The organism is Streptomyces sp. B21-083, assembly GCF_036898825.1.
Classification (GTDB): domain Bacteria; phylum Actinomycetota; class Actinomycetes; order Streptomycetales; family Streptomycetaceae; genus Streptomyces.
In genome coordinates, this window is the sequence record NZ_JARUND010000001.1 from 4,766,624 (window position 1) to 4,791,011 (window position 24,388).

Sequence of the window (24,388 nt, forward strand, 5' to 3'; positions counted from 1 at the left end):
CCTCGGACCTCGGCCGCCACCACGGGACGGCGGCGCGCAGCACCAGAGTTGCCTGTGGGATGGGCGGGCCGCGGGGGATTCACCACCGTGTCAGAGTCTCGTAAGGTCTGCCCCTGCCGCGTGGCGGGCCACGGGGTTGGTCACGGGGTGGCGTGGGTCGGTAGCGCGGTTGATCGCCGTCTCCACGGCGGCGATCCGGTCGGCGAGTAGCCCGAGGGTGGCCACGGCGCGGGTGAGGGGGTCGTCGTCCGGTCCGCCCAGCGTCCGGGAGCGCACGTACGCCGCCTTCAACCCGGCCCAGCGAGTCGCCTGTTCGTCTGTCAGTGTGCCGCACAGCTCGGCCAGCTTCAGCAGGTTGGCCTCGGCCCCGGTCGTGAGGGTCTGGGCCTCGGCCGTGTAGTGGTCGTCGATCAGCGCGGCCAGTTCGGTGTCGTTCATGACCGGCTGGATGCGCTGGGCCATCTTGTTCATGTTGCGGTAGGAGCCCTGGAGCTGGAAGGGCGGCTCGGTGCGGGTGGCGTCGGACTGGGCGGCCGAGGCGATGTACGCGGCGTTCACCGCCAGAACTGTTGCGCGAGCCGTCAGCAAGTGCCGCAGTAGGGCCAGGACGCGCTCCAGCTCGGCGGGCGCGTACGGGTGGGTCAGCCGGTCGGCTCGGGCCGCCGTGTCGCCCTCGGCAAGGCGGATCAGCAGGTCGAGGTCCGTGCGGTCGCGGCCGGCGAGCGGGGCGAGGACCGGGTTGGCCGTCAGCGCGTTCTCGATGAAGCTGAGTCCGAAGGCGCGCTCCTTGCCGGTGAGGACGTCGCCGAGGTTCCAGACGTCGGCGCGATTGGCGAGCATGTCGGGGACGCGGAAGCGGCTGCCGGACTCGGTGTAGGGGTTGCCGGCCATGCAGACGGCGAAGCGCTTGCCGCGCAGGTCGTACGAGCGTGGTTCGCCGTCCCGTACTCCCTCGATACGGCGGGTGGCGTCGCACAGCGGGATGAACTTCTGCAGCAGCTCGGGCGAGGTGTGCTGGATGTCGTCGAGGTAGAGCAGGGTGTTGTTGCCCGCCTCCAGCGCGAAGTTGATCTTCTCGACCTCCTGGCGGGCGGTCACGTTCGGGGCCTCGGCAGGGTCCAGGGACGTCACCGCGTGCCCGAGCGCCGGGCCGTTGATCTTCACCAGGATCAGGCCGAGGCGGTCTGCCACGTACTCCATGAGGGTCGTCTTGCCGTAGCCGGGCGGGGAGATGAGCAGGAGCAGGCCGCCGGTGTCGGTGCGCTTGGACTCGCCCGTGGTGCCGAGTTGCTTGGCGAGGCTGTCGCCGACCAGGGGGAGGTACACCTCGTCGATGAGCTTGCCGCGCACGAACGCCGACATCACGCGCGGCCGGTACTCGTCCAGGCGCAGACGGGTGCGCTCGGCGGCCACCAGTGCCGTACGGCGACGCTGGTACGCGCGGTGGGCGGGGACCTCGTGGGAGCAAAACGCCCTTGTGCGGGCCAGGAATTCGTCGACGCGGACAACGAGGGTACGGCCGCTGATGCGCGGGTGGGTGCCGAGCAGCCCTTCGACGGTCTCGGTGAGCGGCGCGTCGGACTCGTAGCGGGGCAGGTCGGGGCAGAGCTCGGCGGTCACCGCTTCGGCCAGGTCGCCGGGGGTGGCGTCCGTGCCGGTGGCGGCGGTGTACGACGTCAGCCATGCCTCGACGAGTTGCCTGCGGGCGGCGAGGTCGTCGAGCGCGGCGAGGTCGTCGTCGTATGCGGAACTGCCCACCGTACGGCGGAACTTGTCGAGGAGCGTGCGGGTGGCGGCGCTGATGACGAGGCCGTCGGGGCCGGTGGTGAGTTCCTCGAAGAGGTAGGCGGCGACAACGTCCCGGTCGGCTCGCGCGGTGTGTGCGTCACGCGCGGCGCCCGAGCGGCCCTCGCCGGGGAGCGCGCGGCCCGCGCGTCCGACCGGCGTGCCGTCGGCCGTGGCTGGGCCGGCGGCCACGCCGATTCCGCTGCCCCGCTCCTTCTGTCGCACCCCCTCGGCAGCGGCGACGAAGCCCGGCGTCGCGGTGCGCGTCCCGGCCCGGGCGTCGATCGCTTCCGACAGTTCCCGCTCGAAGTCCGCGATCGCCGGGGTGAGCCCGAAGGTGTCCCGGGCGCGTGCCAGGGATACGGCCCGGCGTGTCCACGCCGCGCGCTCGTCGGCTGTCGTGCCGTGTGCCCAGAACAGCTGGGCGGCGGCGCGGGCGGCGGGTTCGTGCCGCAGCGGGCCCGCGGTGTCGTGCAGGCGCAGGAGCACCGTGAGGATCAGGATCGCGTCGTGGTCGTGGATTCCGCGCTCGTGGCTCTCGTCGTACGCCGCCTCCGCCGCCTGCCGCACGAGTGCGGGCAGGTCGGCCTCGGCCAGGGCCGCCGGGCCGTGTTCGGCCAGCAGGCGGGCGGCGAGGTACTCGGCGCGGTAGACCTCAGGGGACTCCGAGGGCAGCGGACGGTCCCAGTACGGGCGGGTGGCGGCGAAGTCGGGGTCCGTGACCGGCGAGCGGTAGTCCGTGCCGGTCAGGGCGAAGGCGAGGGTGTCGCCGTGCGGGACCAGGGTCAGGTCGAGGGGCTGGGTGTTGACCGCGAAGCGATGGGTGCCCAGGCGCAGGGTGCGTCCGTCGTCGGTGTACAGGTCGGTGCGGTCACGCAGAGCGCGCAGGGCCTCCTGGCGGGCGGACCTGAGGCGGCCGTCCAGTTCCTCCGCCCTGACCTGGTCACCGAGTTCACGCAGGTCGCCGATGATACGGCGGACCTTGGCGGGCATCGGGTCGCCAATGAAGTACGTGGCGACGGCGTCCGCGTCGGCCAGTGTGGCGGCCCGGCGGGTGACCGTGGCCAGGACGCGGGTCGCCGAGTCTGCGAGGCGTTCCGCGCGGCGGGCGCGGGCGTCGGCGAGGGTCTGCTTGCGGGCGGAGAACGCCTCCTGTACCTCGTCACGCTTGTCGGCGAGCTCGCGGAGGAAGTCGTCGAACTCCGCGAACCGGGACTCCAGGTTCTCCAATTGGACCAGCACACGGGCGAGTTGGTCATCGCACGCCTCGGGGCTGTTCGCGGCCGCGAGCGCACCGGTGACCGTCTGCCCGAGCAGCGCGAACTCGGCGGCGAAACCGGCGCGTCCCTCGCGGTCGAGGAGTGTGCGGCGGCGGCCGTCCAGGGTGGCGCGGGCGCGGTTGACGCCGCCGAGGACTTCGGCGACGCGCGCCAGGATGGACGTACGGACGGTGGCGTCGCCGATGTCGAGTCCGGCGACGACCTCGGTGACCGTGCGCAGACCGTCGGCGAGTTCGTCGAGTCGGGCGGTGACGGACGCGGCTTCGGCGACGGTGGCGATCGCCTCGGCGTCCGTGACGAGTTGCTCGATGTCGGCCTGGTGGCCGGCGAAGGCGTCCTCACGGGCGAGGTGGGCGACCGCGCGCCGGCCGAAGGCGACGAGGTCGGCCTCGACATCGGCGGCGAGGTCGTCGAGGCGGGCGTCGTCGCCGTACCGCATGTCCTTGAGGGTGAGCAAGTGGCCCTGGGCGCGGTGGAGTTCGGTCAGGCCGGTGACCCAGGCGGCGGCGCTGCGCGGGGCCGCGCCGCGCAGCCGTCGTACGACCGTGGCGACGCGCGCCGCAGCGTCGGCGAGCGCGTCGGCAGCCCGGCGGGTAAGGGCCTGGACGGTTTCGAACTCGGCCAGCACCTGCTCGGCCGTCGTGCGCACCTGCTCCAACGGGCCCAGCAGATCGCCGAGTTCGGGCTCGCCCAGCCAATGGTGGGAGTCGGCGGCCCTAACGCACGCGGCGGCCAGCGCCTCGTAGACCTCGTTCGTCGGGGTCGTCTCGACCACAGCACGCGTGATGGACAGGCAGTCGGAGATGCCGCGCACGAGGTCGGCGTTGCCGATACGGGTCAGCGGGCCGGTGCCGACCGGCTGGGAGGCGGCGTGGACGTCGGAGAAGTACGGGGAGTTCCACCGCTGGACGGGGTGCACACGCTGCGCTTCGTGACTGTCGGCACGCAGCACGACAAAGGAGCCGTCGTCGAGCAGCGCCCAGCCGTGGCAGGAGAGCGGGGTGACGACCTCCTTGCGGATCATGTTGTAGGGCAGCAGGAGGCTGCGGCCTTCCACGCGCGCGTGGAAGGCGAACAGGACGTCCTCACCGTTCGGGGAGCGCACCTCCCGCTCGAACTCCAGGTCCGCCGTGTCGATGCCGTCGAACGTCTTGTGGGTGCCCGTGGTCAGGCAGTAACCGCCGGGAAAGACGATGCCCTGGTCCTCGGGCAGACGGCGGCAGGCCCGGCCGATGCCGTCGAGACGGACGACCGTCCTGGTGAGGGTGTTGAACACCAGGTAGCGGCGGACGTCCTCGTTGTACGGAAGGACGTCCAGAAGGATCAGAGCGCCCACGCGCGCGTACGCGATGTCCGCGTCCGCGAGGGACTGCAGCGGCTCGTCGACGGGCTCGGCGTAAATGCCCTCACCCGTCTCGGTGTTGTCCTCCACCTTGACCGTGAGCGTCCCTCCGAGCGTGTCGACGAAGACCTCGCCCTCGATGGAGACGTGCGGGTGGCGGCCCAGGACGTGGTTCTCGCGGGTCGCCCCGGTCCACTCGAAGTCGTGGGAGGGAGGGAATGCGTTGAGATGCCCGCCGCGGTCTGCCCCCGCCTCCAGGAAGGCGGCCTGCCCGTCGTCGGTCAGTGCCCAGTGCAGGACGCGGAGATCGCCAGCCTTCTCGCCGGTCTGGAAGACGGCCAGCAACTTGCCGTCCGTACGGCGCAGTTGAAGGAGATGTGCCTGCCGGTAGTAGCGGTAGAGGGCTGCGAACTCACGGACGAAGGCAGGATCATCGAGCAGGCCGGGCACGGCGTCGTCGGGCAGCCTGTTCAGGTCGCGGTCGTGCAGCGCGAAGACGTCGCCGACGGTCGTCTCGGGCCCCCGCCCGAGGAAGACGTTGTGGCCGAAGAGCAGGACGTCGCCGACGGCGACGATGTCGCGGGGCACGCAGGTGTGCTCGGTGCGCAGCCGCTCGGTGCCGACGAGTTCGAGCCGTGTGGAACCGAACTCCTCGGTGCGGCGGGTGTTCAACGCCTCCGCGCGGCGGGCGAGTTCGGCGGCCTGCGCGGTCAGGCGGTCGCGCAGTACTTCGTACGTGCCGGTGTCCAGGCCGGTGGTCATGGGGTCCCTCTCGGAGAGTCGGAAAAAGCGGTCCGGAGCTGCCGTCCCCTGTGCGGCAGCTCCGGGACCGCGGCCTGTCAGACCTTGGCGCTGCCGTTCAGGGCCGCGAGCGAGGTGTCGGCGACACCCAGTTCGCCGGCCTTGCCGAGCAGCTGTTCCAGAGCGCCGGAATCGGCTCCGCCCGTCTTCATCAGCTTCATCAACAGCGCGGAGACGGTCAGGTTCTGCACATCGGCCGTGGAGACCGAGCCGAGGACGCGGCTGAGGTCGTCGGTGAAGCTCGACGAGCCGTTCAGCCAGGGCCCCGCGAGGGCCTGTGCCGTCTCGGAGTGCTGGACGAACCCGTCGACGCTCTTGCCGAGCGCGATCGAGTTGACGAGCCGGTCGAAGAAGACGGACTCCCCGCCGACGATGTTGATGTCGGCGTTCTCCAGTCCCGTGGCGAGGACCGTGGCCTGCGCCTCGGCGACGTGCTTCTGCATGTCGAGCCCGGCGAGCCGGATCTCCTTCTCCGCCTCCAACCGCAGCCGGTACTCCTCGTGGCCTCGGGACGCCTCGTCCAGGACGGCCATCGCCGCCGCCTTCTCGGTCAGACCGGCCGCCTCCGCCTTGAGCTTCCCGCCGATGCCCTCGGCCTCCGCGAGCGCCCTCGCCCTGGTGCCTTCCGCCTCGGCCCGCATCCGCGCCTCGGTGGCCGCGGCCTCCGCGCGGCCGGCCTTCTCGGTCACCTCGGCCTCCTTGTCACGGACCTGTACAGCGGCCAGCCCCTGGGCGGCGGCCTCCGCCTGCACACCCTCGGCGAGCCGCAGCTTGGCCTGCGCGTCGAGGTCCGCCGACTTCAACCGGGCTTCGGCGAAGGTGATTTCCTCGGCGGCGCGGTGCACGGCGGCCTGCTCGGCGGCCTCCGCGGCCTTGATGTCCTTGACGAGCTGCTCCTGTGCCTCGGCCTCGGCGAGGATGACGACGGTCTGCCGCTGCCGCTCCGCCTCCTCCACCGCGCGCAGCTTCTTGATGGACTCCTCCTGCTCGGCGACCGTGCGGTCCACCGCCACCCGCTCCCGGACGACCTCGGCGATCTCCCGCTTCTCCGCCTCTATCTCCTTCGAGGCGGAGATCCGGGTCAGCTCGGTCTCCCGCTCGCGTGCGATGACTTCGAGGAGGCGGTCCTTCTCGATGCGCTCGTTCTCGATGGCGATCACCCGCTCGCGGTTCTTCTGCGCGACGGCGACCTCCCGGGCCTGGTTCTCCCGCTGAATGCCGAGCTGTTCCTCGGTCTTCAGGAAAGCGCCCTGCGAGCGAAGCCGCTCCTCCTCCACCACCCGCGCCGTCTCGGCCTCCTCACGGGCCCGCACCGTGTCGATCTCCCGCCGCTGCTTGATCTCGGCGTCGGCCTGCCGGCGCTCCAGCTCCAGGATGGCCTCACGGGCGTCGACGTTCTGCCGGGTGATCTCCTTCTCCTCGGTGCGCTGCGCCTCGTTGGTGCGCACGTGCTCGATCGCCGTCAGCTCGGTGATCTTGCGGATGCCCTGGGCGTCCAGGACGTTCGCCGGGTCGAGCTGGGTCAGCGGCGTCTGCTCCAGGTAGTCGATCGCCGCGTCCTCCAGGTGGTAACCGTTCAGGTCGACGCCGATGACCTCGATGATCCGGTACCGCAACTCCTCACGCTTGGTGTACAGGTCGGTGAAGTCCAACTGCTTGCCGACGGTCTTCAGCGCCTCGGAGAACTTCGCGTGGAACAGCTCCTGCAGCGTGTTCCGGTCGCTGGCCCGTGCGGTGCCGACGGCCTGGGCGACCTTGATGACGTCCTCGGCGTTCTTGCTGACCTTCACGAAGAACGAGATCCGGATGTCGGCGCGGATGTTGTCCTGGCAGATCAGCCCGTCCTTGCCGGCCCGGGTGATCTCGATGGTCTTCACCGAGATGTCCATCACCTCGGCCTTGTGCAGCACCGGCAGCACGACCTGCCCGGTGAAGGTCACATCGACCTTCCGCAGCTTGGAGACGATCAGCGCCTTGCCCTGTTCCACCTTGCGGAACAGCAGGGAGACGACGAGTACGGCGAGCAGGCAGACGGCTACGAGCGCGCCGATGCCCACGATCATGGCAGTCATGGCATACGTCCTTCAGGCGTAAGGGAGTTGAGCGTGAAGAGGAGAGGCCGGAGGTGAGATCCCCCGGCAGCGCGGCTCAGGCGGCGTGGTCCCGGGAAGGGAGCGCGACGTCGCGCGGCACGCCTCCGTAGGGATCACGGCTGCGGGCATGCGGCAGCGCGGCGGTGACGCCCATGCGAGCCTCGCTCAGCACGGGCGGTCCGGGTTCGTCCGGGAAGAGGCGGTGCAACGGCCGTACGATTCTGCAGGTCACAGCCCGGGCGACGAACAACGCCCCCACGGGCACGACCAGACGCAGCACCCCGGCGACCAGTGCCGGGGGCGCGAACGCGGCCAGTACAACGGCTGCTCCGACGCTCAGGGACCAGGCAAGCACCGTCATCAGCGAGAAGGCGACCGTCACAGGCACCCCGCTCATACGCCACGCCCGCAGGTCCACGTCCGTGTCGAAACTGCCGACGCCGACGACGCCCACGGCGGCCAGGAGCCAGAAGCAGACGACCACGACGAGGGCCGCGGTCAGCAGAATCGTGGGCAGGCCCGTGGCCGCTGCCAAAAATGTCCGCATCTCCCGGTCCCCCCTTCCGCCCACGGCGCGCATCAGCCGGTCCGGCGGCACACGACCCCTGCTGCCCCTTGCGGACACATGCCGATGCTCGGCAATGAAACCAACGGCCGTGGCCCCCTCGGTCAATGCTGCCAGGCCGAGTCCCGCCTACGCATTGCCGGTTCCCGGCAGTCTTTCCTACGGCCTGCATGCCGGTGACCCTCAACATCCGCTCACCACACACTCCGGTGCCAACGGCAGCCGGGTGGCCACTTACCGCACTCGCCCCGGCGGCGTCTTCCTGGCGAACCCACGCCGGGACACATGAGGATCACGGAAGTACATGTCCCCCACCGGCCGACGGGGCGAGCCGGCGTCTTTGCTCCAACAGCGGCACCAACAGCCATACTTGGCCATGCGGGGACCATCCCCCGACGACTCGATACGGGGGAGGCGGTAATCCGGTGAGCAGCGACAGCCTGGCAGTGGGGAAGGCCGAGGTACGGCTCAAGTGGGACCCGAGTCCCTGGGATCAGCCACCTCGTCATCTCGACATCATCGCCACCACTTACTCGGCGGACGCCCCCTACGGGCGACCGGTGTACGTCGTCCACTTCGACAGCCGCTCACCGGACGGCACCATCAACATGAGTCGGCACAGCCAGACCGGTCAGGGGTTCGGCTATGTCGAAGTGATGACGCTGGAACTTGATCGCCTCGCGTCCTCCTTCGCGCGGGTGGTTGTGGGCGTGGCCATCCACCAGAACAGCGGCCCCATGACCTTCGGTGACATGTCGAATGCCGGAGTGCTGGTCGTCGAGGGATACCAGGATCTGCTGAAGGACGACTTCGCGCAGGTCGCCGGATCCACGGCCACAACCGTCGCGGAGTTCACTCGCGGCACCTCCGGAGCGTGGGAGTTTCACGAGATGGTCCGAGGGTTCGACAGCGATCCCGTGGTCTTCACCGCGGAGATGGGCAGCGCCCAACCGCGCTGACCGCCGGCAGCACGGAAAACGTACGGCCGATCACGGTGCCGGCTTCCCGAGTTCTTGGATCCGGAGGAGCAGGCACTCCGTAAGCGTCAGAGTCTCGGCCCTGGCGTTACTCGTCCGACTCGGGCGGTGGTCGTCGGAGCCATTCGGATGCCCCGAAACCAGCCCGAGCAAGGCAGAATTCTGGGCTCCTTGGTCTCACTTATGGTCTCATTCGCCCCCGTCCGGCGCCGTCCGGAAGCGTCACCACCATCGCCTCCACCCCAGGTCAGAACACCCCCGTCCCCCACCGAACCCCCAGACGAAGACTTGGAAAGCGTGTTGGGGGCAACCCCTCACGAGTTCGAATCTCGTATCCTCCGCCAGTGCCTCACCGGGCACGATGTCGAAGGGCCCCACCTCACGGTGGGGCCCTTCTTCGTTGAGGGGTGCACTCTGGGTTGCAGTTGCCGAGATCAGGCGGCGGGAGGCTGCTGGTCCGGGCGGGGCCAGAGCAGTTCGCCGACCCTGTCGGCCGTGTCCCTGAGGACGCGGTTGGTGAGGTGCTGGTAGCGGCGGCGCATGTGGGCCGACTGGTCGACCGGCCCCGCCGCGCTCGGACAAGGACGTACCGGCCGATCTTCCTGCCCTGGTGTTCGGGTCTAGGGCATCGACTACACGGCGACGAGGCGCACTCTGTCGCCGCAGAGCTTCGTCATGTCGTCGATGTCCGAGGTGAGCATGACGACCGGGCGCCGCTGACGCAGCGCCATCTCGGCCACGGCAGCGTCGATGGCGTATTTGTGACCATGCAGCCCGGCGTTGACCAGCATGACTGAGGCGGCCTTCGCCTCCTCGTCCCCGATGTGCACGATCCGCACGCCGGACAGGACCCAGGCGAGCCGCGCCTTGTCGGTCCGGCTATGCACCGCTTCGATGATGGTGAGCGCGCTGATGACCACCTCCATGCCCCGCTTGCGGGCTTCGGCGATGAGGGCGACCACGGGCTCGTGATCACTGACGAACTTCGACAGGCCCTCGTAGTCGAGAACGAGGGTGCCTTCGTGACTCAGCCTGCGGCGGGCCACTGCCCCTCCTCGGCGAACACCTCGTCGAAGACCCGGCGTGCCCGCTCCTGCTCGTGCTCGGAGATCGGCCCCTGACGGCGTTCGTAGTCGGCCAGGTACTCATCCAGGATCTGACCGCGCAGTTCGCGCTCCACTGCTTCGGTGATGAACGCGGAGAACTCACGCTTGCCGACCCGTCGGCGGATCGCCTCCGCTGTCCCCTCGGGGAGGGAGAGGCTGACCCTGGTGGCTGGCCCTTCGCCGACGCTGTACGGAATCTCACTCATGCGATCGAGATTATCAAAGGAGTAGGAATCCGGCCTGGGTGTCACCATCCGACCTACGTTCAGTTATGTCCGGACGCCGCTGGACAGTCCACTCCATTGCTGGTCAGGACACCGACGAACGCCTCCGAACCTTCTGGCGAACAGTTGGAAAGCGTGTTGGGGGGCAACCCCTCACGAGTTCGGCTCTCGTATCCTCCGCAAGCGCCTCACCGGGCACGATGTCGAAGGGCCCCACCGCTTGCGGTGGGGCCCTTCTTCGTTGTCCTCAGCCGTCGTTGTCCTGGCTTTGTCCACAGCGGCGTGGGGCTACGGACGCAGACGGCGTGACGGAGTCACGGCAGCGGTCAGAGTCCGATCATCCGGACCTTGCTGCCGCACAGCCGGGTCATGTCATCGCCATCCGACGTGAGGATGGCGGCTGGGCCGGGCTGACGCAGGGCCAGTTCCGCGACCGTCGCGTCGATCGCGTACTTGTGCCCGTGCAGACCGGTGTCCCTGAGCAGTTGGGCCGCCGCCTTGGCCGCCGCCTCCGTGACCGGCTCCACCTTGACCCGGGACAGCGCCCATTGCAGCCAGGGCAGATTCAGCCTGGAGTGGCTCACCTCCACAATGGTGTTGGCACTGACGACGAGGTCGGCGCCCATGTCGTGGAACACCTGGAACATCGCCAGAACCTTCCGGTCCTGCGCCACCCAGGCCGACAGCCCCTCGCTGTCCAGGACGACGGTCTCGATGCGCCCGCTCACGCGGCGCTCGCGCCACCGCCGGCCTGCGTCGTACCGAAGATCCGCGCCCGCGCCTCAGCCAGCTCCTCTTCGCTGAACGCGCCATGCTCGTCCGTGTGGCCGCGCAGGTCGGCCCCGACGAGCTGGTGCCGGATCTGCCTGGCGACCGCTTCGGCCACATAGCCGGAGATGTTGTCGGTGACCTTCCTCAGCTCCGCCACCTGCTCGGTGGGGAGCGTCACCGTGATGCGAGTGGTGTCAGCCATGACGGCAAGCATACTGCGATATGCGCATTGCGGTCCTGCTGTTTCCCGCACGCGGTCCCGTCTGCGTCGGCGCGGCCGGGGCGGCTGTCGACTCGCGCCCGGGTTGGTGCTGGGCGAATACGCGACGCTTCGGTTCAAGTGGACCCTGGCCGGCTAGGACCTGTCCGGCCGATCAAGTCGCAGGAAGACAGCGGCTCCTGTCTGATCCCGGTGAGCGGGGTGATGGGGGTCCCCCCGCGCGAGGTTGTTCGAGCGTGGGGGAGCGTGCAGCTGCAAGGCGGAGGAGGGCGTCGACGCGATGGGGGTCCCCCCGCGCGAGCGAAGTCGAGCGTGGGGGAGTCGGCAACCGACGACAACGCGGCTGGGGGTCCCCCCTCCGGGGGAGTGCGTGCCACACCCCGCGTCTGCGACATGACCGGCCGGACAGGTCCTAGCGGCCGAGGGCCTGTCGCACGGACAGGTTGTGATACTTCCGCAGCCGGTACAGCTCCCAGCACGACAACGCCGTCACGGACACCGGAGCGCCGAGCAGAAACACGATCCGGGCAAGGACCGGAACCTCGGCGTTCGCGTTGTTGATCATGTCGAGGGCGGCCATCACCCACGCCACCACGGTGACGAGAACCGGCGGCAGCACCTCGTGGATGTCGGCGGTGCGGAACACGTGGTTGAGGCAGAGCGCGATCCCGTACAGGGCGAATCCCAGCGACCATGTGCAGAGGGCGATGAGGACGACCATGCCGGGAATCCCGATGGCGTCACGGAAGCCAGTGGTCGCCGGGTCGGGCGCGACGGCGAGGGGAAACGTTGCCATGGACCCCATCAGAGCCGCCACCGCCCCGAAGGGCTTCAGGGACCGCCGCAGGTAGAGCCGGCGCAGCGCGCCCTGCGCGGCGAACGCGAACAGGGCGATCACGAACGGGAAAGCGCACACGAGGAAGAGTGTGCTGGTCCAGCTCTGGTCGGCCTTGTCGCTCGCGACGGCGTTGGCACCCTTGGCGGTGTCGACCGGCTTGTACGACATGACCAGCACGAGCCAGGCGGCGGCGCCGAGCCCGGTCCGCCACATCTGGATCTTGCGCACCGTCAGGTCCTCGACGGCGTCCGGGCGCGAGGGGCGGAAGGCCCGCTGGGCGGCATAGATCGGGTTGTAGACGCACTTGAGGATCCGCTGCCCGCGCGTCAGCGGCGGCCGGGGCGGTCGAGGGAACGGCGGCTGCGGGCCACCGCCGTGCGGTTGTGGCGGGTACGGGCCCCAGCCCCGCGGATGTCCCGGAACCCCCTGCGGCGGCAGGGGGGCGGGCTGCGGCGGGTAGGGCCCCACGCCGGGACCGCCGGGGTACGGGTGGGGTCCACCTCCGGGATAAGGCTGAGGGCCGGGACCTGGGCCCGGCTGTCCACCGGGGCCGTATCCGGGGCCGCCCGGCGGACCCCACTGACCATTGCCGTGCGTACTCATCCCGTGCGCCCCCGATGTTTTCGTCTGTGCCGTGCGCGGCGCGACTCGAACCATCCGCTCGGCATGCGGCGTGATCCTACCCATCACGGAGGCCGAGAAGCGCACGCTTCCGGGGCCGGGCCCGTCGCCGCTCGACGCGCCCCTCGCCTGTCCGTCCTGCGTTCTTTGCTCCTTGTCGTCGCCCCCTTTTCGGCCTCGCCAGCCATTTCCAAGGCCGCCAACCGCTCTGGCTCCAGGGCCATCCCGGCGGCGTGATGGTGGGCACGGGCGGTCGCGGAGTCCACGCTGACCAGGCCCAAGTCGGCCTGGACGCGGGCGGCGGCCTCGGCGATCACTGTTTGCATCAGGTCAGATGGCTCGCTTCGGGTAGTTCCTCCCGACGGAGAACGGAGAACGGAGACCTGAGCGTGACGGTGCGCGGACCGGCCAGGGGGCACGAGTTCCAGCTGTTACTCACTCCGCCGGTGAGGCGGGAGGGTGTCGGGGGTGACGCGCTCGGCCTCGGCTGCTTCGGCGAGGGCCTCGGCAGCGGCTTCGGCGGCCTGGGCCTTGTCGTTGGCGGCCTGGGCAACCATGTCGTCCGAGGGTTTCTCGCGGGTGGCCGGCGACTGGGGCAGCACCTCGGTGAAGGCGCGGGACATGCCCTGGAGCGCGGAGGTGATCTCACTGGGGATCACCCAGAAGTTGTTGCCCGAGCCCTGCGCGAGTTGGGGCAGCGTCTGGAGGTACTGGTAGGCGAGCAGCTTGGGGTCGGGGTCGTTGCGATGTACGGCCTGGAACACCTCGTCGATGGCCCGGGACTGGCCCTCGGCCTGGAGGATCGCAGCGGTACGGTTGCCCTCCGCGCGCAGGACGGCGGCCTGTTTGTCGCCTTCGGCGGTGAGGATCTGCGACTGGCGCTGTCCCTCGGCCCCGAGAATCGCGGCCCGCTTGTCCCGCTCGGCTCGCATCTGCTTCTGCATCGCGTCCTTGATGGACTGGGGCGGGTCGATGGCTTTGATCTCCACCCGGTTGACCCTCAGCCCCCACTTTCCGGTGGCCTCGTCCAGCACCCCGCGCAGCTGACTGTTGATGGTGTCCCGCGAGGTGAGGGTCTTTTCCAGGTCCATGGACCCCACGACGTTGCGCAAGGTGGTGACGGTGAGCTGCTCGACCGCCTGAAGGAAATTCGCGATCTCGTAGAAAGCCGCTCGTGGGTCGGTCACCTGGAAATAGAGCACGGTGTCGATCTCGACGACCAGATTGTCCTCGGTGATGACCGGCTGCGGTTTGAAGGAAACGACCTGTTCCCGCAGATCGATCACCGGATGAACGCGGTCGACGAAAGGGATGACGAGGCTGAGGCCGGGATCCAGAGTCCGGTGGTAACGCCCGAGCCGCTCGACATTGCGAGCGCGTGCCTGGGGCACGATACGGACCGCCCGCACCACGGTGAAAACCGCGATCAGCGCGACGATCAGGCCGGCGATGAGGAACGCCGAGGTTTCCATGATTTCAGTCCCGGGGGTAGACGATCGCGGTGGCGCCGCTGATCTCCATGACGTCGACGGTCTTTCCAGGAGGAATCACCAGCGTCTCGTCGTAGGCGCGGGCTGTCCACTCCTCACCGTCGATACGGACCCTGCCGCCCGCCCCCGTCACCTCCGAGACGACGTAGGCAGCCTTGCCGATCAACGCGTCCACGCCGAATCGCTCCACCTGGGGCCGGAGTACGTGGCGCAGCGCAACGGGGCGCACGAACAACACGGTGACTGTGGAAACGATGGTGAACACCAGGAACTGCAAGGGCAGCGGCATCCCCACCGCGGCGGACCCCGCCGTGACCAACGCGGCCGCACTCAGCAATCCGAGCGCGGCGGTAAGCGTGAAGATCTCCGCCACAGCCAGCACGGCTGCGACGATCAACCAGATCAGCCATGGATCCATAGCGTGCCTCTTCTGACCGGTGCGGGCGCGAAGGGCCTGTCTCCCACCATTGGACCCCTGTACGGGCAGGCGCGATACCCCTGAGAAGAGAAACCCTTCGTGCGGGCCGGTGCGGGCTCCGGCCCCCGGACAGTCGAGCGGGCTGTACGAGTGCGCATCCCGTGTCCTCCGCCAGTGACTCACCGGGCACGATGTCGAAGGGCCCCGCTGGTCGCGGCGGGCCTTCGACGGTTGTCCGTCGCCGTTGCGGGAGTCTGGCGGAGTCGGCCTCAGCCCTTGACCGCGGAGCTGACGACGCCTCGGACGAACCAGCGTTGGAAGAACCGCGAAGACGATCAGTACGCGGCGGCGTCGGTCTGCGTGCTCCAGGCGGCCCTGGGGCTCGACGCGGATGTGCCCGGCGGCACGGTCACGCTCGCGCCCACGTTGGCCGGCGACTACGCCCCGCTGACGGTGACCGGGCTGCGGGTGGCCGGCGGCCCGCTGGAAGCCACGATCGCGGCCCGACGGCACAGCGAGCGCGGTGGCACCGCGAGGACTGACGGTGGTCGACAAGCGGGGGTGACGCCGGGTCAGGCCTCTCGCTGGGCGTCGATCTCGGCGATCAGAGCCTCGATACGGTTCCTGATCTCGTCGCGGATGGGCCGGACGGCCTCGACGCCCTTGCCCGCCGGGTCCTCCAGGGCCCAGTCCAGGTACTTCCGGCCGGGGAACACCGGGCATGCGTCGCCACAGCCCATGGTGATGACGTAGTCGGACGCCTGGACGGCCTCGGCGGTGAGGATCTTCGGCCGGGCGTCGGCGATGTCGACGCCGACCTCCCGCATGGCCTCGACGGCGGAGGGGTTGACCCGGTCGCCCGGGAGGGAGCCGGCGGAGCGGACCTCGATCCGGTCGCCCGCGAGGTGACCGAGGAAGCCGGCGGCCATCTGGGAACGGCCGGCGTTGTGGACGCAGACGAAGAGCACGGAGGCGAGCGGCGGGGAGGACATCGGTTCTTCCTTCGTCAGGGCTGACATCAGCTGGGAGGTATCAGTTGTGCCTGGTATCAGCCTCAACTGGTATCAGCGCATAGTGATGTGAAAGTATCAGCCCATGATGACGTCGGTCGACACTGACCTGATCCGGGTGCTGGCCGACCCGCTCAGGCTCCGAATCGTGACCCTGCTCGCCGAAGAGACGCTGTGCACCACCCACCTGATGGAGGAGACCGGCGCTCGTCAGACCAACCTCTCCAACCATCTGAGAGTGCTGCGCGAGGCCGGCGTCGTCGAGACGGAGCCGTGCGGCCGGTACACCTACTACCGGCTGCGCCCGGACGTCATCGCCCAACTCGCGGTCCGGTTCGCCGACTTGGCCGAGTCCGCACGCACCGCCGCCGGGAACAAGAGGGCCTGTCCGTGACCCGTACCGAAGCGTCCACCAGCGCCGGGGAGGAGCCCTCGGTCGTCGCGAAGCTGTCGACGCTCGACCGTTTCCTCGCCGTGTGGATCCTCGCCGCCATGGCCCTCGGCCTCGGGCTGGGCCGCGCCGTTCCCGGGCTGAACGACGCCCTCGCGAAGGTCGAGATCGGCGGTATCTCCCTGCCGATCGCCCTCGGCCTGCTGATCATGATGTACCCGGTCCTGGCCAAGGTCCGCTACGACAAGCTCGACGCCGTCACCGGTGACCGCAAGCTCATGGTCTCGTCGCTGGTCATCAACTGGCTCGTCGGCCCGGCCGTGATGTTCGCGCTGGCCTGGCTCTTCCTGCCGGACCTGCCCGAGTACCGCACCGGCCTGATCATCGTCGGGCTGGCCCGCTGCATCGCGATGGTCATCATCTGGAACGACCTCGCCTGCGGCGACCGCGAGGCGGCAGCCGTACTCGTGGCGCTCAACTCGGTCTTCCAGGTCCTGGCGTTCGGCCTGCTCGGCTGGTTCTACCTCGACCTGCTGCCCGGCTGGCTGGGCCTCGGCGACGGCGAACACCTCGACATCTCGATGTGGAAGATCGCCCTGAACGTGGTCATCTTCCTCGGCATCCCGCTGCTGGCGGGCTTCCTCACCCGCCGTATCGGCGAACAGAGGCTGGGCCGCGCGAAGTACGAGGCCGACTTCCTGCCGAAGATCGGCCCCTGGGCGCTGTACGGCCTGCTCTTCACGATCGTCATCCTCTTCGCCCTGCAGGGGAAGACGATCACCTCACAGCCCCTGGACGTCGCCCGCATCGCGCTGCCGCTGCTGGTGTACTTCGCGATCATGTGGTTCGGCACGTTCGCCCTCGGCAAGGTCATCGGCCTGGCCTACGACCGCACGGCCACCCTCGCCTTCACGGCGGCCGGCAACAACTTCGAGCTGGCCATCGCGGTCGCCATCGCCACCTTCGGCGTCACCTCCGGCCAGGCACTGTCGGGTGTCGTCGGCCCGCTCATCGAAGTCCCGGTCCTGGTCGGGCTGGTGTACGTCTCCCTGGCTTGGCGACGGAAGTTCGCACCCGCGCAGCAGCTGACGGCAGCATCGCAGCAGAGCTGACGCACGGCGGATCCCGGGGCGAGGGGCGCGGTCGCGCCTAGACCACGGCCGGGGTGGTCGTCAGCAGCAGCCTGCCCATCGCGGCCAGTACCGACGGCTCGACCCGGTAGTACACCCACGTGCCGCGTCGCTCGGAGCTGAGCAGACCGGCCTCCTTGAGCTTCTTCAGGTGGTGGGAGACGGTCGGCTGGGAGACGCCGACGTCGGAGATGTCGCAGACGCACGCCTCGCCGCCCTCGTGGGAGGCCACCGCCGAGAACAGCCGCAGGCGCACCGGATCACCGAGCGCCTTGAACATCCGCGCGGCCGTCTCGGCCTCCAGCGCGGTGAACGGGCGCTCGGTCAGCGGCGGGCAGCAGGGCGCCGCAGCCTGGCCGGGGGCCGGATCGAGCAGCGGCAGCACCTTCATATTCGACATGCATCTATGTTGACACACGTCGAAGCAGGACGGGGGGTGCAGCGGGGCGCACCCTCACCTACCTTGATTAGATAAACGTCTATGTTGACGCTCATCGATACAAGTGCCATGCTGGCAGCACAGCAGATCGATGGATATCGAAACAAGGGGGCTCCGCGCCCCCGAATCCCAGGAGGTTCGCCATGACATCCCGCGTTCAGCTCGCCCTCCGCGTCCCCGACCTCGCCGCGTCCGTGGCCTTCTACAGCAGCCTCTTCGGCACCGAACCCGCCAAACTCCGCGACGGCTACGCCAACTTCGCCATCACCGAGCCCCCGCTCAAGCTCGTCCTCATCGAGGGCACCTCGGACGAGGCGACGCGCTTGGACCACCTCGGGGTGGAGGTCGAGAGCACCGAGGCCGTCCACGCCGCCACCGCTCGCTTGGGTGAGGCCGGCCTGATCACCGACGTGGAGAACGACACCACCTGCTGCTACGCCCTCCAGGACAAGGTCTGGGTCCACGGCCCCGGCCAGGAACCCTGGGAGGTCTACGTCGTCAAGGCCGACGCCGACTCCCTGGCCAAGCAGCCGGACAGCACCTGCTGCACCGGCGCGGCACCGGCCGACGCCGACGCCGACTCACCCTCCCTCTCCGGCTCGAAGGAACCGTCCCTCGCGAGTGGCTGCTGCTGACGCCAGCGGCGTACAACGCCGGTCGGCGGACCGGGAGTTGCCCCCTCAGGCCCGCGTCGCAGTGAACGCCGGCAGGTCGAGTGTCGTACGGATGCCGGGGGCCGCCGCGCAGACCGCCGGGACCGCGTGGACGGCGCGGTGGGCGGTGTAGCCCGGGGACACCGACGCCATGCGTTCGAGGGGGACCGCCAGGCGCATGTCGATGTCGATGTCGAGCGGGGCGTCGCCCTCGACGGACAGGTGCCGGCCCGTGGGGCGGACGTCCCAGGCGGGGTCGAGGTCGGCGGTGCGGTACCAGTTGGCCCTGGAAGCGGAGGAGCGTCTCGCCTTCGCGCAGGCCGGAGACCGTCATCCGCTGCGCTGCCACCGTGCCGGCCGGCACCGTACCGGCGGCGATGGTGGTCGTACGGCGGGCGGTCGCGACCTCTCCGGCGGCGACGACGGAGTCGAGCGGCAGGCCGAGGGCATCCGCGACCAGGCGCAGGGACGAGCCGAAGCCGCCCCGGATGTGGGACAGCCGGCCCTCGTCGAAGTCGCCGGGACGCTGCCGACCCTGATGACGTCGAACAGCATCCCGGTGAGGCACGGCGGGACAGGTCGCAGAGCTGACCGCCTCCGCGCCACGGAAGACCGCCCCGAGGACGGCCTCGTCCTGGGGTACGGCAACCTCGCCGACAACGCGGTGGAGGAGGCGGTACGGCGTCTTCGGAGGCGATCGAGGAGAGCGCGCACGTCACCCGAGGGTGACCGCGTGCACGGCGGCGGACCTGCGCCGCCGGTCCCGTACCGGCCAGAACAGGACGTACGCCGTCGACACAGTGACGAAGCCCAGGCGGACCAGGCCCCGGGCCGCGTCGTCCGGCACCGCGAAGACGCTGCCGTACAGGGTGATCAGCGCGATCCAGCTCCACCAGGGCACCAGCCGCCGCTGCCCGATCACGTCCCACAGCAGGGTGCCCAGGAGGACCGAGGCCGTGTAGTACGTGTAGACGCTCGGGTCGAGGACGATACGGGCGTTGGCGCCGAGCAGGACGACGGCGGGCCAGCGTCCCCGCCACACCGCGACGCAGCCCAGCGCCACACCCGCCGCGGCCTGCGCGGGCCGTACCCAGGGCGGGGTCACCGGATCGCCGACGCCGAGGCGGCGCAGCGCGGACGCGGGCTGGTTGGGGATGACGAACTCGGCGGCGGCGAACGAGTGCGGGGCGCCGAGGAAGAACGGCAGCCAGACGACCGCGACCAGACCGGCGCACCAGAGGACCGCGCGCGGCCACCGGTCTCTCGGCAGGGCCAGGAGAAGGGGGAGGAAGACGATCGCGGTCGGTTTCGAGTCCACGGCGAGGGCGAGGAGGACGCCGGTCGCCGCCGCGTCGCCGCGGGTGAGGGAACGTACGGCCAGCGCGGTGAAGAAGAGGGCCAGGACGTCGTCGAGGTGGCCGAAGCGGACCGCGACCTCGATCCACATCGGGATGAAGGCGAGGCCCGCGATCAGCACGCGCTGCCGCAGCCGCTGGTGGTTGGTGCCGGTGCCCAGGAAGTGGTGGGCGGCGCTGCGGCCGGCCACCACCAGGATCACCAGGCCGAGCAGGGACATCACGGCGGCGGCCAGAAACTGCCCGACGGGCTCGGAGAACGGATTCAGCAGGCCGGCCGCCAGGAAACTGACGGGTCCCATCTGGAGTTCGGGGTGATGGGCGTACAGGTTGAGGCCGCCGTCGGGGCTCTCCGGGCTCTCGTAGATCAGCTCCCCGCCGGTGCGCAGATAGTGCCAGGAGAACCCGCCGTGCGGCTCGACCAGGACGAACCACAGGATCGTCCAGGCGGTGAGCAGCACGAGGTGCGTCCGCTGGCCCATGACCGGCACGTGACTCTCCCGACCCCTTCCGCGCTCGCTCCCCCTTTTACCTCTGCTGCCTCTGCTGCCTCTCCTCCCTTCTACAGAGGGTGGAACGGTCGGGTGGGTTCGCTCCGGAACAGTGATTCGCCGCGATTCCTGCCCGATGGGGCACGATTCGAGTTTCCGGTACAACCCCCAACCCGGGCCCGTCGTCTAAGAGTTGGTCAGAACCCACGACACCACTCCCTCGAAGGGGCTGCTTCACCATGCGTGCACAGAGAAGGACCGCCACCGTTACGACCACCGCCCTCGCTCTCACCCTCGCCCTGGGCTCGGCGGCGCTCACGGCCTCCACCGCCCAGGCGGCCACGCCGAACGCCGGCTCTCTGCGCCACACGGACGGCGAGCTCTGGTACAAGGCGAACGCCGGGCAGGCCAACCGGCTGACGGTCTCCGTGAAGATTGAGACCCGCGAGAACGAGTTCGACTCCTACTACATCCTCACCTTCCGCGACCGCGCCCCCATCTCCATCGACGCGGCGGCGGCGGCACAGGACGAGTGCGTGTACCCGTCGGCGGACGACCACACTGTCGCGCGCTGCGCGGTCGAGATCCCGCTGGGCTCCGACGACTCCGACAACTACGACGTCGACCTGGGCGACGGCAACGACACCGTGACGATCGCCGCCAACAGCAGCGCGTACGCCACGATCTACGGTGGCAAGGGCAACGACGTGCTGACAGGCACCAGTTCCGAGGTTCTCTACGGCCAGGACGGCAACGACCGGCTCGTCGGCGGAGGCGGCATCTGGGGCGTCGGAGCGTACGGCGGCGCCGGGAACGACGTCCTCACCCACTGCTCGGCCGAGTGCCACGGTGGCCCCGGCAACGACTCGCTCACCGGCGGCATCGACCCGGACGGCAACGAGAACTCGCTGTTCGGCGACGACGGAAACGACGTCCTGCACGGACAGGCGGGCGCCAACTTCCTCTACGGCGGCAAGGGCAACGACCGCCTGTACGGCGGCAACGACAACGACCGCCTGTACGGCGAGCAGGGCAACGACACCCTCTACGGCGAGAAGGGCAACGACACGCTCTACGGCAACAGCGGCAACGACGTCCTGCACGGCGGCGCGGGCAAGGACACCCTCTCGGGCGGCCCGGGAACCGACAAGGTCTACCAGAACTAGGGCCGGCGAGCGCCCCTTTCAGGGGCGCGGGGAACTGCGCGACCAGCCCCCACCGACCCGCGGGGACCCGAATACCCGGCGAGAGGGCTCAGTTCAGATCGCCGAGCCCTCTCAACTCGGGAATGTCATCGAAGTCCCCAGCATTCAGAAACATCAACTCCAGCCCCTCCGGAGGCTCTTCACCCCGCCCACCCTCCGGAGGAAGCAGCGCCTGCTCCGTCCAGATGCACTTGCCGGTCGGCGTGTAACGCGTCCCCCACCGCTGGGACAGAGCGGTGATCAACTGCAGCCCACGGCCCCCCTCGTCCGTCTCTGTCGCCCGGCGGATACGCGGCATGGTCAGGCTGCCGTCGAAGACCTCGCAGATCAGCTCGGCGCCGTGCAGCAACCGGAGTTGGACGGGGCCCTTGGCGTGCCGTACGACGTTGCCGACCAGCTCGCTGGCCAGGAGTTCCGTGGTGGGCGTGAGGTCGTCCAGGCCCCATACGGAGAGCTGTTCGCGGACATGGCGACGGGCCTGGCCTGCCGCCCTCGGGTCCTCGGGCAGCGGCCAGGAGGCGACCCGGTCGCCGGTCAGGGCGTGCAGCCGGGCGACGAGAAGGGCCGCGTCGTCGGCGTTCGGCTGCTCGGCGGGGAGCAGTCCCGCGGTGAGCGTGTCGCAGAGTCCTTCGAGGTCGCCTTCCGTCCCGGCCTCGTACGCTCCTCTTAACAGGTGGGCGAGTTGGCCCATGCCTTCGTCGATCTCCCGTTTGGACGACTCGACCAGACCGTCCGTGTACAGCACCAGCAGGCTGCCCTCGGGGACCTTCAACTCGACGGTCTCGAAGGGCGGTTCGGCCGCACCGAGGGGCGGGTCGGCGGTGAGGGCCGGGAAGTACACCGTGCCGTCGGGGTGGACGACCGCCGGCGGGGGATGGCCGGCGCGGGTGATGGAGCAGGTCTGGGTGATGGAGTCGTAGAGGGCGTACAGACAGGTGACGTACGACTCCTCGCCCATGTTGCCGACGATGTCGTTGAGGTGGCTCATGATCTCGTCGGGGGGCAGTTCGAGGTCGGCGAGGGTGTGGACGGCGGTCCGCAGCCGGCCCATGGTGGCCGCCTGGGGCAGGCCGTGGCCCATGACGTCGCCGACGACGAGGGCGACCTGGCCGCCGGAGAGCGGGATGATGTCGTACCAGTCGCCGCCGACGTCCGTGCCCTGGGCGGCGGGAAGATAGCGGGCGGCGGCTGTGCACGCGGGCAGGTCGGGCAACTCGCGTGGCAGCAGGCCGCGTTGGAGCTCGCGGGAGCGGCTGTGCTCGGCGTCGTAGAGACGGGCCCGGGCCAGGGCCTGGGCGACGAGGGCGCTGATCGTGGTGAGGAGGGTGCGTTCCTCGTCGGTGAGGCTGCGGGGGTTGTCGAAGCTGACCGAGCAGACCCCGAAGGTGCGGCCGGACGCGGTCAGCGGCAGGAACGCCCACGCCTGTTTGCCGCTGCGCTCGGGCAGGTCGGCCAGGTCGGGATAGTGGGCGGCGAACTCCTCCGGGGACGAGAAGAACGCGGGGGTCTCGGTGCTGATCACGTCCCAGCTGGGCCAGCCGGACGTCAGTTGGCTGTTGCTGATCCTGGCGAGGAAGTCGTCCGTGTAGCCGATGGCTCCGACGGTGTAGAGGTGGTCGTGCTCGATGGTCTGGACGATGAGGCCGGCGGCGGCGAACGGCGGCATCACGCGCCGGCCGACGGCGTCGACGACGTCCCGTGAGGTCGTCGCCTTGGCGAGTGCGGCGGTCAACTCGGCTATTCGCGCGGCGCGTTCGGACGCCTCGCGCTCGGCGGCCCGGCGTTCCTCCTCGTGCCGCCGCTTCTCGGTGACGTCCTGGACGTAGAGGGTGCGGCCGTCGGGGCCCGGGACCAGTCGCAGGTGGTGGAGGCGACCGGTGCCGGGCAGGCGTATGTCGAAGCCGACCGACCTGTCCTCGGCGGCGGCCTTCCGGCAGCGCCGCTCCAGATCGGGCACCTCCCGCACGGTCGGCAGGTCCCACAGGACCCGCCCGAACAGCTCCGCCTCGGAGAGGCCGAGGGTGCGTTCGGCCTCCAGGTTGGCGAAGGTGACCCGCCAGGTGTCGTCGACCGCGAGGAACCCGTCGCTCATGTGCCGCAGGGCGCGGCTGAGCGCGTCCCGGGCGGTGCGCGACTCGTTGCTGTCCCAGCCCATGCCGATCAGGCGCAGCGGCTCGCCGTTCTCGTCGTACGTCGCCCGGCCGCGCGCCTGGTGCCAGCCGTACGTGCCGTCCAGGCCCCGTACGCGGTACTCGGCCTCGAACACCGTGCGGCCGCGGATCGCCTGGTCGACGAGTGCGAGGGTGGGTCCGAGGTCGTCGGGGTGGACGCAGCGCATCCAGTTCTCGACGCGGGCGGTGTACTCCTCGGGGCGGGTGCCGTACAGCTCCATCGCGGCTTCGTCCCAGATCAGTTCACCGTTGGCGATGTGCCAGTCCCAGGACCCGACCCGGACCTCCTTCAGCGCCTGGCGCAGCCGGTCACCGCTCATCTCCGAGTGCACGGGACCGGCCGGCGGGGGCGCTTGGACCATGCGCTCCTCGGTCCAGGCGACGACCGCCCGCAGGAACCGCCAGTGGGCGGGGGTCGGTTCACCGTGATCACCCGTGATGACGGTGAGGGCGCCGATGCTGCGGTCCCGGCGGATGACGGGCACGGCGGCCAGTCCGCTGCCGGGGATGGGCGCGCTCGACGGGCAGACGGAGATCGTGGGATCGGCGCGCTCGTCCGCCGCCCCGGGTATCCACACCCCGCGGCCTTGGTGGTGGTCCTCGTACAGGGCGCGGGCGGGGGCCAGCGGGCCCTCCTGGTCGATGATCTCCCAGGGGCCGGTGAGGGCCGTGGGCAGACCGGTGGCCGACACCAGCCGCAGGGCAGACATGGGGCCCCGGAGGTGGATCGTCCCCCCGAGCGCGCCCAGCTCCGCCACCGCGTGCTGAAGGGCCAGCCGGAAGACCTCGCTCTCAGCGACACCGGGGTCCACCGAGGCGAGCAGTTCCAGCCGTGCGTTCATACTTGAAGTTTTACCGTTCGAATGGCACCTCAAGCGAGACTTTGCAGGAATCTCACGTTCACCTCCGGCCACCTTCACTGACCGTCGAGGCACCAACAAGCGGGATTCCAGGGCAGGTTGTGTGACATTCCGTCGTCATAAGGGCCATGTAGCGTGCCGTTGAAGGACAG

20 protein-coding genes and 1 pseudogene are annotated in these 24,388 nt (G+C 69.7%); 5 read left to right on the plus strand and 16 right to left on the minus strand.

What is annotated here, in order from left to right; translation table 11 throughout:
• Positions 1-90: 90 nt before the first annotated feature.
• The 3 genes from QA861_RS21435 to QA861_RS21445 all read right to left on the minus strand — a co-directional run bounded on the left by QA861_RS21435 (position 91) and on the right by QA861_RS21445 (position 7,848).
• Positions 91-5,169, minus strand: a complete 5,079-nt coding sequence (locus tag QA861_RS21435; protein ID WP_334589919.1) for a DNA repair ATPase — start codon at positions 5,167-5,169, stop codon at positions 91-93.
• Positions 5,170-5,246: 77 nt separating this feature from the next.
• The gene (locus QA861_RS21440; RefSeq protein ID WP_334589920.1) at positions 5,247-7,280 is read right to left on the minus strand and encodes a flotillin family protein; all 2,034 of its coding nucleotides are present in this window, start codon (positions 7,278-7,280) and stop codon (positions 5,247-5,249) included.
• A gap of 76 nt (positions 7,281-7,356) precedes the next feature.
• Positions 7,357-7,848 carry a hypothetical protein gene (locus tag QA861_RS21445; RefSeq protein WP_334589921.1) on the minus strand — a complete coding sequence of 164 codons (492 nt, stop codon included), beginning with the start codon at positions 7,846-7,848 and terminating at the stop codon, positions 7,357-7,359.
• 443 nt (positions 7,849-8,291) lie between these two features.
• Between QA861_RS21445 and QA861_RS21450 the strand changes: the two genes are divergently transcribed.
• A complete protein-coding gene (locus QA861_RS21450; RefSeq protein ID WP_334589922.1) occupies positions 8,292-8,825 on the plus strand; it encodes a TerD family protein in 534 nt (177 codons plus the stop codon).
• 650 nt (positions 8,826-9,475) lie between these two features.
• Here QA861_RS21450 and QA861_RS21455 read toward each other — a convergent pair.
• From QA861_RS21455 to QA861_RS21490, 8 genes are all read right to left on the minus strand, one after another.
• Entirely contained in the window at positions 9,476-9,889 is a 414-nt protein-coding gene (locus QA861_RS21455; RefSeq protein ID WP_334589923.1) for a DNA-binding protein, read from the minus strand.
• Positions 9,871-10,155 carry a hypothetical protein gene (locus tag QA861_RS21460; RefSeq protein ID WP_334589924.1) on the minus strand — a complete coding sequence of 95 codons (285 nt, stop codon included), beginning with the start codon at positions 10,153-10,155 and terminating at the stop codon, positions 9,871-9,873. Before QA861_RS21460 ends, QA861_RS21455 begins: the two co-directional genes overlap by 19 nt.
• 344 nt (positions 10,156-10,499) lie before the next feature.
• Positions 10,500-10,901 carry a PIN domain-containing protein gene (locus QA861_RS21465; RefSeq protein ID WP_334589925.1) on the minus strand — a complete coding sequence of 134 codons (402 nt, stop codon included), beginning with the start codon at positions 10,899-10,901 and terminating at the stop codon, positions 10,500-10,502.
• Positions 10,898-11,146: a type II toxin-antitoxin system CcdA family antitoxin gene (locus tag QA861_RS21470; RefSeq protein WP_334589926.1), complete on the minus strand. Its 249-nt coding sequence runs from the start codon at positions 11,144-11,146 to the stop codon at positions 10,898-10,900. The genes QA861_RS21465 and QA861_RS21470 overlap by 4 nt, the downstream gene beginning before the upstream one ends.
• A 430-nt stretch (positions 11,147-11,576) precedes the next feature.
• Positions 11,577-12,470: a hypothetical protein gene (locus QA861_RS21475; protein WP_334589927.1), complete on the minus strand. Its 894-nt coding sequence runs from the start codon at positions 12,468-12,470 to the stop codon at positions 11,577-11,579.
• 584 nt (positions 12,471-13,054) lie between these two features.
• Complete coding sequence (locus QA861_RS21480; protein WP_334589928.1) at positions 13,055-14,095, minus strand: SPFH domain-containing protein; 1,041 nt, start codon at positions 14,093-14,095, stop codon at positions 13,055-13,057.
• 4 nt (positions 14,096-14,099) lie between these two features.
• Positions 14,100-14,531: an NfeD family protein gene (locus QA861_RS21485; RefSeq protein ID WP_334589929.1), complete on the minus strand. Its 432-nt coding sequence runs from the start codon at positions 14,529-14,531 to the stop codon at positions 14,100-14,102.
• A 572-nt stretch (positions 14,532-15,103) separates the two neighbouring features.
• Positions 15,104-15,523: an arsenate reductase ArsC gene (locus tag QA861_RS21490; protein WP_334589930.1), complete on the minus strand. Its 420-nt coding sequence runs from the start codon at positions 15,521-15,523 to the stop codon at positions 15,104-15,106.
• Between the two features lie 103 nt (positions 15,524-15,626).
• Here QA861_RS21490 and QA861_RS21495 point away from each other — a divergent pair, with 103 nt between their 5' ends.
• Positions 15,627-15,935 (plus strand): ArsR/SmtB family transcription factor, encoded by a 309-nt coding sequence (locus QA861_RS21495; protein ID WP_334589931.1) that lies wholly within the window; start codon positions 15,627-15,629, stop codon positions 15,933-15,935.
• The gene (gene arsB / locus QA861_RS21500; RefSeq protein ID WP_334589932.1) at positions 15,932-17,044 is read left to right on the plus strand and encodes an ACR3 family arsenite efflux transporter; all 1,113 of its coding nucleotides are present in this window, start codon (positions 15,932-15,934) and stop codon (positions 17,042-17,044) included. Before QA861_RS21495 ends, arsB begins: the two co-directional genes overlap by 4 nt.
• A gap of 37 nt (positions 17,045-17,081) precedes the next feature.
• Here the strand turns inward: arsB and QA861_RS21505 are convergent, their stop codons facing one another.
• Positions 17,082-17,462: an ArsR/SmtB family transcription factor gene (locus QA861_RS21505; protein ID WP_334589933.1), complete on the minus strand. Its 381-nt coding sequence runs from the start codon at positions 17,460-17,462 to the stop codon at positions 17,082-17,084.
• A 182-nt stretch (positions 17,463-17,644) separates the two neighbouring features.
• Here QA861_RS21505 and QA861_RS21510 point away from each other — a divergent pair, with 182 nt between their 5' ends.
• The gene (locus QA861_RS21510; RefSeq protein WP_334589934.1) at positions 17,645-18,136 is read left to right on the plus strand and encodes an ArsI/CadI family heavy metal resistance metalloenzyme; all 492 of its coding nucleotides are present in this window, start codon (positions 17,645-17,647) and stop codon (positions 18,134-18,136) included.
• A gap of 45 nt (positions 18,137-18,181) precedes the next feature.
• Here QA861_RS21510 and QA861_RS21515 read toward each other — a convergent pair whose 3' ends face one another.
• The 3 genes and pseudogenes from QA861_RS21515 to QA861_RS21520 all read right to left on the minus strand — a co-directional run bounded on the left by QA861_RS21515 (position 18,182) and on the right by QA861_RS21520 (position 19,991).
• The gene (locus tag QA861_RS21515) at positions 18,182-18,334 is read right to left on the minus strand and encodes a hypothetical protein (RefSeq protein WP_334589935.1); all 153 of its coding nucleotides are present in this window, start codon (positions 18,332-18,334) and stop codon (positions 18,182-18,184) included.
• Positions 18,335-18,503: 169 nt separating this feature from the next.
• A pseudogene (locus QA861_RS47075) lies at positions 18,504-18,722 on the minus strand (hypothetical protein); the annotation flags it as partial.
• A gap of 147 nt (positions 18,723-18,869) precedes the next feature.
• A complete protein-coding gene (locus QA861_RS21520) occupies positions 18,870-19,991 on the minus strand; it encodes a hypothetical protein (protein WP_334590647.1) in 1,122 nt (373 codons plus the stop codon).
• 248 nt (positions 19,992-20,239) lie between these two features.
• Here QA861_RS21520 and QA861_RS21525 point away from each other — a divergent pair, with 248 nt between their 5' ends.
• Positions 20,240-21,166 (plus strand): calcium-binding protein, encoded by a 927-nt coding sequence (locus QA861_RS21525; RefSeq protein ID WP_334589936.1) that lies wholly within the window; start codon positions 20,240-20,242, stop codon positions 21,164-21,166.
• Between the two features lie 88 nt (positions 21,167-21,254).
• Here QA861_RS21525 and QA861_RS21530 read toward each other — a convergent pair whose 3' ends face one another.
• On the minus strand, positions 21,255-24,218 hold the full coding sequence (locus QA861_RS21530) for a SpoIIE family protein phosphatase (protein ID WP_334589937.1): 2,964 nt from the start codon (positions 24,216-24,218) through the stop codon (positions 21,255-21,257).
• Positions 24,219-24,388 lie beyond the last annotated feature (170 nt).

Bases quoted from the DNA above. Each gene is read 5' to 3' on its own strand.
- QA861_RS21435 (WP_334589919.1), bottom strand. From the start codon at position 5,169: ATGACCACCGGCCTGGACACCGGCACGTACGAAGTACTGCGCGACCGC.
- QA861_RS21440 (WP_334589920.1), bottom strand. From the start codon at position 7,280: ATGACTGCCATGATCGTGGGCATCGGCGCGCTCGTAGCCGTCTGCCTG.
- QA861_RS21445 (WP_334589921.1), bottom strand. From the start codon at position 7,848: ATGCGGACATTTTTGGCAGCGGCCACGGGCCTGCCCACGATTCTGCTG.
- QA861_RS21460 (WP_334589924.1), bottom strand. From the start codon at position 10,155: ATGAGTGAGATTCCGTACAGCGTCGGCGAAGGGCCAGCCACCAGGGTC.
- QA861_RS21470 (WP_334589926.1), bottom strand. From the start codon at position 11,146: ATGGCTGACACCACTCGCATCACGGTGACGCTCCCCACCGAGCAGGTG.
- QA861_RS21480 (WP_334589928.1), bottom strand. From the start codon at position 14,095: ATGGAAACCTCGGCGTTCCTCATCGCCGGCCTGATCGTCGCGCTGATC.
- QA861_RS21485 (WP_334589929.1), bottom strand. From the start codon at position 14,531: ATGGATCCATGGCTGATCTGGTTGATCGTCGCAGCCGTGCTGGCTGTG.
- QA861_RS21490 (WP_334589930.1), bottom strand. From the start codon at position 15,523: ATGTCCTCCCCGCCGCTCGCCTCCGTGCTCTTCGTCTGCGTCCACAAC.
- QA861_RS21495 (WP_334589931.1), top strand. From the start codon at position 15,627: ATGATGACGTCGGTCGACACTGACCTGATCCGGGTGCTGGCCGACCCG.
- QA861_RS21505 (WP_334589933.1), bottom strand. From the start codon at position 17,462: ATGTCGAATATGAAGGTGCTGCCGCTGCTCGATCCGGCCCCCGGCCAG.
- QA861_RS21510 (WP_334589934.1), top strand. From the start codon at position 17,645: ATGACATCCCGCGTTCAGCTCGCCCTCCGCGTCCCCGACCTCGCCGCG.
- QA861_RS21515 (WP_334589935.1), bottom strand. From the start codon at position 18,334: ATGCGCCTGGCGGTCCCCCTCGAACGCATGGCGTCGGTGTCCCCGGGC.
- QA861_RS21520 (WP_334590647.1), bottom strand. From the start codon at position 19,991: ATGGGCCAGCGGACGCACCTCGTGCTGCTCACCGCCTGGACGATCCTG.
- QA861_RS21525 (WP_334589936.1), top strand. From the start codon at position 20,240: ATGCGTGCACAGAGAAGGACCGCCACCGTTACGACCACCGCCCTCGCT.
- QA861_RS21530 (WP_334589937.1), bottom strand. From the start codon at position 24,218: ATGAACGCACGGCTGGAACTGCTCGCCTCGGTGGACCCCGGTGTCGCT.